Raw genomic sequence first — 14079 nt, 5'->3', positions numbered from 1 at the left:
TCCCCCGGCTGTACGGCGAACCGGCATTCATCGGATTGATCGATGAGCACCGCGCGGAATTTTCCGCGGCGTTCTTGCTATGCCTTGCGCAGCGCAAAATAGGCGCCGCAGAACGCCACCACGGCGCCGAGCACCAGCGCGGCGAGGCCGGCGAGCACGCCGGACACCGTCGGCAGCGGGCTCGGCGCGGAGGCGGCCTGGCCGGCGCCGGCCAGCACCAGGACGCCGATCGCGATCAGGAACTGGCGCATGCGCTGCGGGATCTGGCCGGACACCGCGCTGTCCATCAGCGTCGCGGTAAAGTAGCCGCCCGAGAATCCGGCCGACGCGATCAGCCACCAGGCAATCGCCCCGCCCGCCGGCATGAAATCCCGGGTGTCACTTCGCCACAGGCCGCCGAGATCGAGTCCGTAGCGCGCGCCCAGCATGTGGACCGCCAGCGCCAGCAGCACCCCGGTGATCATCGCGCCCCCCAGGATCAGGCGGCGCGGAAAATAATTCGTTTCGGCCATACCGTGTTTGTAGGATAAGCGGGGCGCGCCGCGCAAGCCGCGCGCACTGCCGAGGGACCGCATTGCCGACCGACCTGAAAGAGCCTGATGACGACGAGGGCGATCATCGCCCCGGCCTTCGCTACGCCTACAAGGCGTCGCTGATCGGATCGGCGCATCTGTTCGAGCTGGCCGACGGGGGACTGTCCTGGAAGATTTCGGGACGTTCCGGCGTGTGGGCCTATGGCGATATCGCGAGCGTGAACCTGTCGTTCCGGCCGACATCGATGCAGGCGCACAGATTCCGCGCCGACATCAGGCACAAGGGCGGCGGGCGCGTCAGGATCGTCTCGACGAACTGGCAGACGGTGTCGCTGATGACGCCGCAGGACAACGGCTACCGCGCCTTCATCGAAGCCCTGCATGCGCGCATGGCGGCCGCGGCAAGCACGGCGCAGCTGACGGGCGGGCTGCCGTCCGGCATCTATGCCGCGGCGCTGCTGTTCGTTGGACTGCTGGCGGTCGCGATGGTCGGACTTCTGATCCGCGCCCTGATGACGGGCGAACATGCCGGCGCAATATTCCTCGTCGGCTTTGCGCTGCTGTTCAACTGGCAGATCGGCGGCTTCATCCGGCGCAACCGGCCGATCTCCTACACGTTCGATCGGCTGCCGCAGGCGCTGTTGCCCTGAACGCGGTAATCAGGCGACATCAAACGTGACTTCGCCGATCCCGCGATCCACGGCATCGTGCCTCGGGGGAGTGGCCGTGACGTGACGGATAATCGCAGCGATCGCATGCCCGACGCGGCCGAGGTCGCCGCGATCAACGCAACGCATTTTGCCGACACAGGGCTTTCGCCCGCCGATCTCCTGTTCGTGTTCGGCACCCGTGAGGATGCGGAGCTGCGCGCCGAGACCGGGTTTGCGCTGTGGCGCGACGGGCTTTGCCGTTGGGCCATCGTCAGCGGCGGCGTGACGCCGGGCGCGGAGGCTTCCGAATGCGAGATCATCAAGGCCGAGATGGTCGCGCGCGGCATGCCGGCGGAAAAAATTCTCGAGGAGCATCGCGCGATGAACACCGGCGAGAACGTCATCTTCTCGCTGCCGGTGATCGATGCAGCGCTGGGGCTGCACAACATCCGCAGCGTCATTTGCCTGGGCAATAGCTGGACGGCGCGGCGTTATGCCATGACGCTGCACCGGCACTGGCCGGAGGTTGCGAAGATGCTGGTGACGATCGACTCTTTCGCCACGCCGCGCGCGCTCTGGCACACCGACCCGGAATTCCGCCGCCGCGTGCTGCGCGAATGGGACAAGATCGGACCTTACATGGCGCGCGGGTTCATCGCGCAATGGCCGTGAGCGCGGTCGTCTTGCTTTGACGCGTTTTCTTCACGCGAACCGGTATCCGCTTCGCCTGAAAACGCTCTCGCCGCGCGTCATTCCGTCGAGTCGAAATCGTCCTGCTGGGTACGCAGGATGTCGGCGAGCGTGCGCAGCGCGAAGTCGAGTTGCTCGATCGAAGGCGCGGCGAGCGCCAGCCGCACCGCATTGGGCGCATGGCCAGGCGTGATCGCAAAGGTCGTCGACGGCGTCAGCGCGATGTCGCGGCGCGCGGCGGCGGCGACGAAGGTCTGCGAGCGCCAGTGCGGCGGCAGCGACAGCCAGAGGTGATAGGACTTCCTGTCCGCCTGGATCTCGAAACCGGCGAGGCGCTCGGCCGCCATCTGCTGGCGGCGCTGCGCGTCGGCGCGCTTGAGGCGGATCAGCTCGGCCGCGGTGCCGTCGCCCATCAGCCGCTGTCCGGCCGCGAATGCATAGCCCGACGCGGTCCAGCCGCCGGAGCGGATCGAATTCAGGATGTTCTCGCGCAAACGAGGGGGCGCGACGATGAAGCCGAGCGCGAGCCCCGGCGCCACCTTCTTCGACAGCGAGTCCAGCACCACGCAGCGGTCCGGCGCCATCGCCGCCAGCGGCGGCTCGTCGGAGAGGAAGCCGTAGACGCTGTCCTCGATCACGGTGAGGTCGAGCTTCTCGACGACGCGCAAGAGATCGGCGCGGCGCGCAGCCGGCATGGTCATGCCGAGCGGGTTCTGGATGGTCGGCTGGATGTAGAGCGCGGAAAGCTGCCCCTCGCGATGCGCCTTCTGCACGGCGTCGGGCCGCACGCCCTGTGCGTCCATCGCCAGCGGCACCAGGGTGATGCCGAGCCGGGCGGCAATACCCTTGATGAAGGGGTAGGTCAGCGCCTCGACGCCGCAGCGGCCGCCCGCCGGCACCAGCGCGGAGAGCACCGAAGCAATGCACTGACGTCCGTTGGCGGTAAAGGCAAATTGCTCCGAGTTGGGAGTCCAGCCGGGACGGGCCATGAAATGGGCCGCGATCGTCCGCGTGGCCTGGGTGCCGCCGCTGGAGCCCTGGCGCTGCGCGATGTCGAGTGCCTCGGACCGCTCGAGGCCGGCGAGGCTCTTGGCGATCATCGCCGCCTGCGTCGGCAGCATCGGATAATTGATTTCCATGTCGATCTTCGCGCCGCGCGGCTCGAGCGGGACGGGTGCAAGCGGCTGGCGCGATTCGCCGGAAACAAAGGTGCCGCGGCCGACTTCGCCGACCACGAGGCCGCGGCGTAACAATTCCGTGTAGACGCGGCTGGCCGTGGAAGCGGCGATCTTGCGCTCATAGGCGAACGTCCGCTGCGGCGGCAGGCGATCGCCCGGTTTGAGGGCGCCGCCCGCGATATCGGCAGCGACCGCATCGGCAAGCCGGATGTATTCAAATCTCGACATTATTGCACCGAGAGCAATGTTTTCCTTGCACCGATACAATTACGGGATCATCTAGGGTTCATCAAGCCCGAGATTGCACCGAGGAGGCGAGAGCAATCCGAGAACAAGGCGCGAGCGCTCTTCCGGCGTCCGCGTCAACGGCGGTGCTTGGCCGCTGCACCATGACTGGAGACTGAAATGACCACGATCTACACGACTGCACCAACCGCTCCCGCAACCGCCTTCGGCGGTTTCACCCGCGCGCTCGGCAACTTGGCCAATGGCCTCGCCGCGTATTGGGTACGCCGGGAAGCGATCAAAGCGCTGCGGGCGATGAACGATCGTGAGCTGCGCGACATCGGCATCCACCGCAGTCATATCGACGAGGCGGTGTGGGGCCGTCCCGATCCGGAGTTCGGCCGCCGCGGCTAAGCAGGCGTATTCAGCTGGCGCGCATTCAAGCGGCGCGGTGCTGGTCTGACCTACTTTGCATGGGGTTGTTTTCGCGTTTTTGCGGCAGACCCAAGAGCATGATCCGGAAAAGTGTGAAGCGGTTTTCCGAAAAGTTCATGCTCAAACACAACAACCTAAAGCGCGATGATGATTCATCCCAATCCCATCGCGCTTTAGTGCCTGACCACCAGCACCGAGCATTTGGCGTAACGCACGACATGGCCGGCGTTCGAGCCGAGGAAATAGGTTCGCATCGCCGGCCGGTGCGAAGTCATCACGATCAGGTCGGCCTTCATGCCGGCGGCTTCTTCCAGGATTTCGTGATAGATGCCGCCCTGCCGCACCACATAGGAAATGCGCGACGGCTCGATGCCGGATTCGCGCGCGACGATGGAAAGCGCCTCTTCCGAGGTCTGGCGCTGCTGGGTGTCGAAATCGGCCGGCACATATTCCGCCAGCATCACCGGCGTCATCGGCAGCACGTTGAGCAGCCGCACCGAGCCGTTCATCGCCTGCGACAGCGTCGCGGCGGTCGCGATCGCGGGTCTCGCCAGATCCGTGTCGGCCAGATCGATCGGCACGAGAATGGACTTGAACATCTGCGCCTCCACCTTTGTCGTTCAGCCTGTCGCGGCTTTGCGGGCCGCCGTCAATCCTTCGACATCTGCCTCAGCAATTTCGGACTGACGAACAGCGCGAGCGTGCCGCGGCGGAATGCCACGTCGGTCCAGTCATCGGTGTCGAAGTCGAGGATGGCCAGGCCCGAAGTCGGCAGATTGTCTTCCAGCGCCTTCCTGGCCGCCTTGTCGCCGTGGCCTGCGAGCATCAGCGCCAGCTCATGCATGCCGGGATTGTGGCCGACCAGCAGCAGCCGTTTCGGGTCGCCTGCCGATGCCATCCGCACGATCTGCAGCAGCTGCGCCGGTTCGGCGCCGTAGAGCTCGTCGAGCGTCTCCACGTCCGGGGCCGGCACGCGGTCCTTCATCGCCTCCCAAACGAGATCCCAGGTCTGTTGCGCGCGCACGGCGCTCGACACCAGCACGAGGTTCGGGAACGGCGGGTTGCGGCCGATCCAGTGGCCGATCTCGCCGGCATCGCTGCGTCCGCGATCGTCGAGACGGCGGTCATGGTCCTGCCCGGAAGGCGAGTCAGTCTCGGTCTTGGCATGACGCAACAGCATCAAACGGCGCATGGGCGAGGATCTCGATTCGGCCTGGTTCCGCGGATTAACTACAAGCCAGCCTTCAGGACAAGGTGACAAGCGCCGCATCGTCGGTCTAAGAAAACGCCATGAGCGGGACTTCCACAAGTATGACGAACGGAAATGACGCCGCAGCGCAGCAGCCGCGCTCGCGGCTGTCGTTCGACCTGGACGTCGACATCGCCATCGTCGGCGCGGGCCTGGCGGGGCTCACGGTGGCGCTGGAAGCAGCCCGGCTCGGCGCCAGCATCGCCGTGCTGGAGGGGCGCCATGTCGGCTGGGGCGCATCCGGCCATCATCTCGGCACGGTGATGCCCGGATTCGGCCTGCCTGTGTCCGATCTGGTCGACCGGGTCGGGCTGGAGGATGCAAGGGAGCTCTGGGCGCTGTCGAAGGAAGGCGTCGATCACGTCCGCACCACCGCGACGGAAGAGGCGATGCCCGGCATCGCCTTCAGCGAAGGCGCGCTCGAAGTCAGCAATGTCGATGCCGGCGAGGCACTGATCAGCCGGCTGCAGGTGCTGTCCTCCGATTTCGATACCGAGGTGGAGGGCTGGCAGGTCGATCGCGTGCGCAGCGAGCTGCGCACGGACCGTTACTTCCACGGCATCCATTATCCGAAGGCGTTCCAGATCGACTCCCGAAAATATGTCCACGGCCTGGCCGCGCTGGCGCGGCGCGCCGGGGCGCGCATCTTCGAGGACACGCCGGTGGTCAGCATCGATCCTTCCGGCATCCGCAAGCGCATCGTGACGCCGTCGGCGCGGCTGCGCGCCTCGCACATCGTGCTGTGCGGCAACGTGCATCTCGGCGCGCCGCTGCGGCGGCTGTCGGAAACGCTGCTGCCGGTGTGGCGCTATGCGGCGGTGAGCGAGCCGCTCGGCGAGCGCCTCGGCGAGGTGATCGCCTTCCGGGGATCGGTGATGGACTCCGACGGCATCGACCAGTTTCGCATCGTCGACGGCGACCGCCTGATGTGGGCGAGCCCCGAGACCACCTGGGACGCGCGGCCGAAACGCTTTGCTTCCGCCATCCAGCGCCGCATCAACACGGTGTTTCCGCGGCTCGGCAGGGTCGCGATCGCGGACGTGTTCGGCGGCGCGGTCGGATTGACCGTGCATGGCATGCCGCAGGTCGGGCAGTTGCGCAAAGGCCTGTGGGTGGCGAGCGGCTTTGGCCGGCAGGGCCTCGGCACCTCGGCGATGGCGGGGCTTCTGGTCGCGCGCAGCATCCTGTGGGGCGACGAGCGCTGGCGGCTGTTCTCGCCGTTCGAGCTGGTGTGGGCCGGCGGGCCGACCGGCCGGGTTGCCGGACATCTGATCGGCAAATGGACGCGGGGCAGTTCCGCCGCTGCCGGCGTGCTGGCGCGCTACCGGGAGCGGGCGCGGCTGAAGGAACGCCAGCGCGAGGCGCGACTGGCCGAGGCCAATCGCCAGGCCGGAACGCGCGCTCCCCCGCGCCGCCGTCCGCCGCCCGGCCAGCCTCGTCCGGCGCGGCCGCAGGCGCCGCCGCCCGAACCTGCCGCCACAACCGAGGGCGAGGGCGGTCCGTCCTCGCATTAATGTGAGGCCGGGGGGCTGCGATCCGTGTAACTTCAGGGTCCTGCGCGCCGTATCTCGGGGCAAACCTGCCCATACGGAGAAACCATGATGGACCGCCGCATCTTGCTTGCTTCAGTTGCCGGCCTGCTCGGCCTCGTCACCTTCCGCTGGCTGCGCACCGAGCCGGCCCACGCCGCCGAGAAATTCGAGGTCGAGAAGACCGACGCCGAATGGCGCGCGCAGCTGACGCCGCAGCAATACGAGATCCTGCGCAAGCACGGCACCGAGCGTCCGGGATCGAGTCCGCTGCTGAAGGAGCATCGCAAGGGCATCTTCGCCTGCGCCGGCTGCGACCTGCCGCTGTTCTCTTCCGACACCAAGTTCGACAGCGGCACCGGCTGGCCCAGCTTCTGGCAGCCGCTGGACAACGCGCTCGGGCGCACCGAGGACCGCTCCTACGGCATGACCCGCATCGAGGTGCATTGCCGCCGCTGCGGCGGCCATCTCGGCCATGTCTTCGACGATGGCCCGAAGCCGACCGGGTTGCGCTATTGCATCGACGGTTTCGGCCTCGTCTTCAAGTCGGCGTCGGCGTCGGCGTCCTGAGGCGAAACCCGGTCGAGGGCGGCAATTGTTGCCCGGCCCCGGCAATTTAGGCCCTGGTCCTGCGACCGGGGCTTTTCATTCAACCATATGATCTGACTACGTTTTCCACTTTGGCACGCCGCTTGCGACGGCTGATCCGAATGCGGCCCCGCCGCGCGGAACGAATGTGGAGAACATGTCATGGGTATCTTCGGCGCACTTACGACGTCGGTGGGCGGCCTGCGCGCCAACTCCTACGCACTTGAAAACGTCTCGGGCAACATCGCCAACTCGCAGACGACGGCGTTCAAGCGCATCGATACCTCATTCCTCGACTTGATCCCGCAGACGGCGCTCACCGCCCAGCTCGCCGGCGGCGTGACGACACAATCGCGCTCGACCAACTCGGTGCAGGGCGACGTGCAATCGGCGCAGGTCGCGACCTTCATGGCCATCAACGGTAACGGCTTCTTTGCGGTGCAGAAGCCCTCGAACTTCACCGACGGCACGCCGGTGTTCGACGGCGTCGACCGCTACACCCGTCGCGGCGACTTCCAGCTCGACAAGAGCGGTTATCTCGTCAATGGCGCCGGCTACTATCTCGAGGGCGTGCCGATCGATCCGACCACCGGCAACCCGACCGGCAGCTCGCCGCAGGTGCTGAAATTCCAGAACGACTTCCTGCCCGCGCAGGAAACCACCAAGATCGACTATCGCGCCAACCTCGCCAGCTACCCGCTGACCACCAAGCACGACACCTCCGTGCCCGGCTCCGAATTGCTGGCGCCGGCCTCGTACAGCGCCGGCTATAACCCGGTGGTGCTGGGCACGCCGGCTGCGCCCTACACCGACGCCTCGACTTCAGGCACCGTGCAGAACAACAAGGACACGCCTTCGGTCGCGAATACCGGTGCCACGTTGCTCAACGGCGCAGTAGGCACCGATTCGATTTCCGCCAACTTCCTTGCCGGCGACACCATCACGGTGAACGGCACTGTCGTCACCTTCGTGGCGGCGGGCGCCGTCGGCAACCAGCTCAACATCACCGACAACATCACCACGCTGCTCGCCAAGATCGACTCCATCACCGGCACCGCGATTCCCTCGACGATCACCGGCGGTTCGATCACGCTGCATTCCGGCACCACTTCCGATCTCACGGTGACGACCTCGAACACGACGGCCTTTGCCGCCCTCGGCTTTACCGGCACCGCGACCGCAACGCGCGGCGGCGGCGGCACGGTGGGCACAGGTCAGGTGATCGGCAACGACAACTCCACCTTCCTCGACGAGTCCGTCTCGGGCGGCGCGGTCACGTCCTATGACGTCTCGGGCGCGCCGGTGAACCTGCAGTTCCGCTGGGCCAAGATCGACAGCGCCTCTCTCGGCGCCGGCCACACCGACACCTGGAACCTGTTCTATCAGGTCAATGCGAACGCGACCGGCACCAACGTCGCCTGGCAGAACGTCAACCAGAATTTCACGTTCTCGGCGAGCGGCCAGATGTCGCCGGCGATCGCCTCGGTCACGCTCAACAACGTCGTCGTCAACGGCGTGGCGCTCGGCAGTCCCGTGATCAGTTTCGGCACCGGCGGCGTGACGCAATTCGCCGACGCCAACGGCAACGTGCAGGTCAACCAGATCCAGCAGGACGGCTTCCCGGCCGGTCAGCTGCAGTCCGTCGGCGTTTCGACCAACGGCCGCATCGTCGGCAACTATTCCAACGGCCGCAACCTCGACCTCGCGCTGATCTCGATCGCAAGCTTCAACGGCACCAACTTCCTCAAGCGCGTCAACGGCGGCGCGTTCGAGGCGACCGACGAATCCGGCCAGGCGCTGTTCGGCAAGTCCGGAACCATCGTGGGCTCGTCGCTGGAGAGCTCCAACACCGACATCGCCGACGAGTTCACCAAGCTGATCGTGACCCAGCAGGCCTATTCGGCGAACACCAAGGTCATCACCACCGCCAACTCGATGGTGCAGGATCTCCTCAACGTCATGCGGTAGTGCGCGAGATCGGGATCGGGACGGGTAGTCAGTCATGGGTCTAAGCCAAGCCCTTTCCACCGCAATGTCGGGCCTGCGCGCGACGCAGAACTCGCTCGCGCTGGTCTCATCCAACGTCGCCAACGCGGAGACGCCCGGCTACGTCAAGAAGACCGTCAACCAGGTTACCGGATCTACCGGCGACTATGGCTCGAGCGTCCTCATCAACGGCGTCAACCGCCAGCTCGACCAGTACCTGCAGAGCCAGGTGCGCACGGAATCGTCGGGCGCCGCCTATGCCGACATCCGCTCGTCGTTTCTTTCCAACCTGCAGGGCGTCTACGGCAACCCCGCCCAGAGCGGCACGATCGAGGACGCGTTCAACAGCTTCCTCACCGCGCTGCAGGGCCTTTCCACCAGCCCGGACTCGCAATCGGCGCGTATCGGCGCCGTCAACGCCGCGGCGTCGCTGGCCCAGGAGCTCAACTCGACCACGGCGGGCATCCAGAGCCTGCGCGCCAACGCCGAGACCGGCATCAACGAGTCCGTCATCACGGCCAACAATGCGATGAAGCAGATCGCGGCGATCAACAATCAGCTGCAGGCCAGCGGCAAGACCGATGCCTCGACGGCCGCGCTGCTCGACCAGCGCGATCAATATATCGACCAGCTCTCGGAGCTGATGGACATCCGCGTCGTCACCAACAACCTCAACCAGGTGACGGTGTTCACCAATTCCGGCGTGCAGCTGGTCGGCACCGAAGCGGCGACCCTGAAGTTCAATCCACAGGGCACGATGACGCCTACTACCCTGTACAGCAACGATCCGACCAAGAGCACCGTCGGCTCGCTGACCATCAGCTTCCCGCATGGCGGCGACTACGACCTGGTGTCGACCAAATCGATCCGCTCGGGCAAGATCGCGGCCTATCTCGAGCTGCGTGACGACACCCTGGTGAAGGCGCAGACCCAGATCGACCAGTTTGCGGCCGCCATGTCGAGCGCAGTGTCGGACAAGACCACCGATGGCGTGCCGGCGACTTCGGGCGCGGCAGCCGGCTACGACCTCGACCTCACGGGATTGCAGACCGGCAACGTCATTCACGTCACCTACAGGGACAACACGACCAACACGACGCACAATCTGTCGATCGTGCGCGTCGACGATCCGAGCGTGCTGCCGCTCTCCAACAGCGCGACGCTCGATCCCAACGACGAGGTGCTCGGCATCGACTTCTCGGCCGGCATGGCGTCCGTCGTTTCCCAGCTAAACGCCGCCCTTGCCGGCTCCGACCTGCAGTTCGCCAACCCGTCCGGCTCGACGCTGCGCGTGCTGGACGATGGTGCGCCGAACCGTTCGGACATACTTGCCGCCTCGGTCACCGCCACGATGCAGTCGCTGACGTCGGGCAACGCCGAGTTGCCGTTGTTCACCGACAACGGCAAGCCCTACTCGGGCGCGATCGGTGCGGCCGGCTCGCAGATGACCGGCCTTGCCGGCCGCATCAGCGTCAACACCGTGCTGCTCGGCGATCCCTCGCGTATGGTGGTCTATTCGACCAGCCCGCTGACTCCTGCCGGCGACAACGTCCGCGCCAATTTCGTGCTCAACCAGCTGTCGTCGGGCACGTTCCGCTACACGCCGCAGACCGGCATTGGCACGACGAGCACACCGTTCACGGGCACGCTGACAAATTTCGTGCGGCAGATCCTCAGCCAGCAGGGCGAGGCGGCCACCGCCGCCAAGCAGCTCGCCGACGGCCAGGACGTCGTGCTCAACACGCTGAAGGAGAAGGTGACGTCAATTTCCGGCGTCAACATCGACGACGAGATGGCCCATCTGCTGGCGCTGCAGAATGCCTATTCCGCCAACGCGCGCGTGATGTCGTCCATCAAGCAGATGTACGACACGCTGATCCAGGCGATGTGAGGAGTTCATGGCTATCGACGGCGTTAACGGCAAGACCGCCTATATCGGATCGGCGATTGTCACTCTCCGCAATCAGCTCAATGATCTGACGACGCAACTCGCCAGCGGCCGGGTCGCCACCACCTATGCCGGGCAGGGGCCGGACCGCGGCTTTGCGCTGAGCCTGCGCTCCCAGGTCGCGAGCATCGACGCGTTTTCGGACACCGCAACCAACGTCAACACCCGGCTCTCCGTCGTCAATCTGGCACTGCAGGGCATGATCGACATCGGGCATAGCGTGAAAGCCGCGGCCGCCTCGTCGACCATCGTGCTCAACAACAACGGTCAGAGCTCGGGCCAGATCACGGCGCAGGCGGCGTTCGCCAACGCGGTGTCGCTGCTCAACAGCCAGTCCGGCGACCGCTACCTGTTTTCCGGGCGCGCCTCGGATACCGCGGCGACCGTGTCGGCGGACGTGATGATCAACGGCAACGGCGCGCAGGCCGGGCTGAAGCAGTTGATCGACGAGCGCCGCCAGGCCGACCAGGGCGTCGGCAATATGGGGCGCCTCACCGTTGCATCGCCGCCGCTGACGACGACCGTCACTGCGATCTCGGAAGACGGCTCGCCATTCGGCTTCAAGCTCGGCGCAATTACCTCGTCGCTGACGGGTGCGACGGTGGCGCAGCCGGGGGGCGTGCCGCCTTCGGCGTCGGTCGACCTCGGCGCGGTCAACCCGAACGACGGCGACAAGATCACCTTCAATCTCAATCTGCCCGACGGCACCAGCGAGCAGATCACGCTGACCGCGACCACCACCTCGCCGACACCGGCCGGCTCGTTCCTGATCGGCGTCGATACGGCGGCGACGACGACAAACCTTCAGGCAGCACTGAATAGTTCGATCCAGAAGCTCGGCGACACCGCGCTGGTCGCGGCGTCCGCGATCGCCGCGTCCAACAACTTCTTCAACCCGTCGGCGTCGATCGGCGGCATTTCCGTCAACAACCAGGACGTCGTGCCGGCGCCGATCACCGGCAACACGGCGCTGTCGGGCGTTGCCGGAACCGACTCGCTGACGACGAGCTTCGCGGCCGGCGACACCATTACCGTCAACGGTACCGCGATCACCTTCGTGGCGTCGGGCGCCACCGGCAACCAGCTCAACGTTACCGACAGCGTGCAGGCGCTGCTGGCGAAGATCGACTCGATCACGGGCACCAAGAACGCGTCGACCGTAGGCAACGGCGCGATCACGCTGCATGGCGCCGACGGCCAGAGCCTGTCGGTGACCAGCTCGAATGCGGCGGCGTTTGCCGCGCTCGGGTTCGGTCCCGCAGTCAGCGCCAATCCGGCGCCGCTGCGCGTCAACGGACCGCCGTTCAACACCTCGACGGCACTGATCGGCGGCACTGCGGCAAACACGGTGTCCTGGTACACCGGCGAGAACGGTCCGGATCCGGCGCGCGGCACTGCGGTCGCGCGTGTCGACCAATCGATCAACGTTCAATACGGCGCGCGTGCCAACGAGCAGGCGCTGCGTTACCAGTTGCAGATGATCGCGGTCTACTCCGCGGTTACGACCAATACCGCCAATTCGAACGCCGGCGCGCAGGTCAACGCGCTGCAACAGCGCATTTCATCGAACCTGGCGCCGCAGACCGGCCAGCAGTCGATCCAGGACATGCAGGCCGAATTCGCCGGTGTGCAGAGCGCCGTCAAGTCCGCAACCGATCGACAGACCCAGCTCAAGGGCATGGCGCAGACGATGCTGGACTCCATCGAAGGCATCAACCAGGACGAGGTCGCAACCAAAATCCTCGCACTGCAGACCGCTCTGCAGGCGTCGTATCAGACCACGTCGCTGCTGTACCAGACGTCGCTGACCAAGTACCTGCCGATCGGATAGCTTCCCGGGAAATCACCCGCCAACAAAAAGGCCCGCGCGGAGCGGGCCTTTTCGTTTCGCGGGGTTGCGGAGGTCTACGCGGACTTGCGTTCGGTCGCGGCATCCTGGCCCTGCAGGTTGCGCGCGCTCTCGAGCAGTTGCTCTTCGTGCGCGATCAGCTTCTTCGCTTCCTTCAGCGCATGATAGAGATCGCCATTGAGGATGTGGTTGTTGATGCCTTCGATGAAGGGCCAGGCGCTGGGCATCGCGGAGATGATATCGCGCACCAGGCTGAAATAGGTCGGGTGATGCGCCATCGGGTCCGGCGACAGGTACATGAGCTGAACCGCAAGATAGACCAGCTTGGCCGGCGTGTTGGCGGTGTCGGGCGTGAGAATGTCCTTCTCGCGCAGGATCGGAATCCGGTCGCCGTCGATCAGGAGGCGCGCGCGCTGATCGCTGTTGGTGACGACACAGGCACCGATGATGATTCGTTCGTGTGGCTTCAGTTCGACTTTCAAGGCCATGCCTGATTCTCCTTTGCCGCGTTTTTCGCGTGAGAAATGTCGGCTTCCGGCGCGCGACGGCGCGGACTGCGGCCGATACGGCAGTAATCCTTTCCGATCATGGTTAACCAATCGTGAACGGCCGGGACTGCGAATGGCGGTTTGACGGCCGATTTTACCGGGTTCCTCCGTAGAACTTCGGAGAGACCCGGCTCGTTACAGTAAATGTCGCCTTAACCCCTCTCGGGTCAGCGTCATCCGCAAAATTCATGTTTTCTTAGAACCTTGGTTTCAGAGTGGGGCGTCGCTCGATCGAAAGGTCGGGTTCTCGCTTGTTCCTGTTGTTTCAGACCAGAAAGGTATGAAAATGTCCGGTATCGTCCTCTCGGCGTCAGTTCGTCAGAACCTCCTCTCACTGCAGTCCACCGCCGACCTGCTCGCAACCACCCAGAACCGCCTGTCGACCGGCAAGAAGGTCAACACGGCTCTCGACAATCCCACCAACTATTTCACCGCCGCCTCACTCGATAACCGCGCCAGCGACATCAACAACCTGCTGGATGGCATCGGCAACGGCGTGCAGGTCCTGCAGGCCGCCAACACCGGCATCACCTCGCTGCAGAAGCTGGTCGACAGCGCCAAGTCGGTCGCCACCCAGGCGCTGCAGGCCACCGTCGGCTACTCCGCCAAGTCCAGCGTGAGCGTCACCATCAACGGCGCCACCGCGGGCAACCTGCTCGGCACCGGCGCCC

General features: G+C 65.5%; 13 protein-coding genes and 1 pseudogene. 9 read left to right on the top strand and 5 right to left on the bottom strand.

What is annotated here, in order from left to right:
- Nucleotides 1-77: 77 nt before the first annotated feature.
- Nucleotides 78-512, bottom strand: coding sequence for a hypothetical protein (locus HZB49_RS16205; RefSeq protein WP_291613079.1), 435 nt, complete (start codon nt 510-512; stop codon nt 78-80).
- Between the two features lie 62 nt (nt 513-574).
- Here HZB49_RS16205 and HZB49_RS16200 point away from each other — a divergent pair, with 62 nt between their 5' ends.
- Complete coding sequence (locus HZB49_RS16200; RefSeq protein WP_291613077.1) at nt 575-1183, top strand: hypothetical protein; 609 nt, start codon at nt 575-577, stop codon at nt 1181-1183.
- Nucleotides 1184-1288: 105 nt separating this feature from the next.
- A complete protein-coding gene (locus tag HZB49_RS16195) occupies nt 1289-1855 on the top strand; it encodes a YdcF family protein (protein ID WP_291613334.1) in 567 nt (188 codons plus the stop codon).
- Nucleotides 1856-1932: 77 nt separating this feature from the next.
- On the opposite strand, the gene HZB49_RS16190 is transcribed toward HZB49_RS16195, so the two are convergent.
- On the bottom strand, nt 1933-3279 hold the full coding sequence (locus HZB49_RS16190) for a PLP-dependent aminotransferase family protein (RefSeq protein ID WP_291613074.1): 1347 nt from the start codon (nt 3277-3279) through the stop codon (nt 1933-1935).
- Between the two features lie 177 nt (nt 3280-3456).
- On the opposite strand from HZB49_RS16190, the gene HZB49_RS16185 reads away from it, so the two are divergent.
- Nucleotides 3457-3690 carry a DUF1127 domain-containing protein gene (locus HZB49_RS16185; RefSeq protein WP_291613073.1) on the top strand — a complete coding sequence of 78 codons (234 nt, stop codon included), beginning with the start codon at nt 3457-3459 and terminating at the stop codon, nt 3688-3690.
- 194 nt (nt 3691-3884) lie between these two features.
- Here HZB49_RS16185 and HZB49_RS16180 read toward each other — a convergent pair whose 3' ends face one another.
- The gene (locus HZB49_RS16180) at nt 3885-4310 is read right to left on the bottom strand and encodes a universal stress protein (protein WP_291613071.1); all 426 of its coding nucleotides are present in this window, start codon (nt 4308-4310) and stop codon (nt 3885-3887) included.
- 50 nt (nt 4311-4360) lie between these two features.
- Nucleotides 4361-4903 (bottom strand): histidine phosphatase family protein, encoded by a 543-nt coding sequence (locus HZB49_RS16175; protein ID WP_291613069.1) that lies wholly within the window; start codon nt 4901-4903, stop codon nt 4361-4363.
- 98 nt (nt 4904-5001) lie between these two features.
- Here HZB49_RS16175 and HZB49_RS16170 point away from each other — a divergent pair, with 98 nt between their 5' ends.
- The 5 genes from HZB49_RS16170 (at nt 5002) to HZB49_RS16150 (ending at nt 12842) form a co-directional block, all read left to right on the top strand.
- Nucleotides 5002-6474, top strand: a complete 1473-nt coding sequence (locus HZB49_RS16170) for an FAD-binding oxidoreductase (RefSeq protein WP_291613067.1) — start codon at nt 5002-5004, stop codon at nt 6472-6474.
- Between the two features lie 84 nt (nt 6475-6558).
- Nucleotides 6559-7059 (top strand): peptide-methionine (R)-S-oxide reductase MsrB, encoded by a 501-nt coding sequence (gene msrB / locus HZB49_RS16165; RefSeq protein WP_291613065.1) that lies wholly within the window; start codon nt 6559-6561, stop codon nt 7057-7059.
- A gap of 180 nt (nt 7060-7239) precedes the next feature.
- Nucleotides 7240-9045, top strand: a complete 1806-nt coding sequence (locus HZB49_RS16160) for a flagellar hook-basal body complex protein (protein ID WP_291613064.1) — start codon at nt 7240-7242, stop codon at nt 9043-9045.
- A gap of 34 nt (nt 9046-9079) precedes the next feature.
- Nucleotides 9080-10954 carry a flagellar hook-associated protein FlgK gene (gene flgK, locus HZB49_RS16155; protein ID WP_291613063.1) on the top strand — a complete coding sequence of 625 codons (1875 nt, stop codon included), beginning with the start codon at nt 9080-9082 and terminating at the stop codon, nt 10952-10954.
- A gap of 7 nt (nt 10955-10961) precedes the next feature.
- The gene (locus tag HZB49_RS16150) at nt 10962-12842 is read left to right on the top strand and encodes a flagellar protein (protein ID WP_291613062.1); all 1881 of its coding nucleotides are present in this window, start codon (nt 10962-10964) and stop codon (nt 12840-12842) included.
- Nucleotides 12843-12916: 74 nt separating this feature from the next.
- On the opposite strand, the gene flbT is transcribed toward HZB49_RS16150, so the two are convergent.
- The gene (gene flbT / locus HZB49_RS16145; RefSeq protein ID WP_291613059.1) at nt 12917-13348 is read right to left on the bottom strand and encodes a flagellar biosynthesis repressor FlbT; all 432 of its coding nucleotides are present in this window, start codon (nt 13346-13348) and stop codon (nt 12917-12919) included.
- A 346-nt stretch (nt 13349-13694) separates the two neighbouring features.
- Here flbT and HZB49_RS16140 point away from each other — a divergent pair.
- Nucleotides 13695-14079, top strand: a pseudogene (locus HZB49_RS16140) (flagellar protein); the annotation flags it as partial.

This window comes from Bradyrhizobium sp. (genome assembly GCF_016219575.1).
Lineage (GTDB): Bacteria > Pseudomonadota > Alphaproteobacteria > Rhizobiales > Xanthobacteraceae > Bradyrhizobium.
Note: the sequence above shows the minus strand (reverse complement) of the source record. Positions and strands in the feature narration are given on the sequence as shown.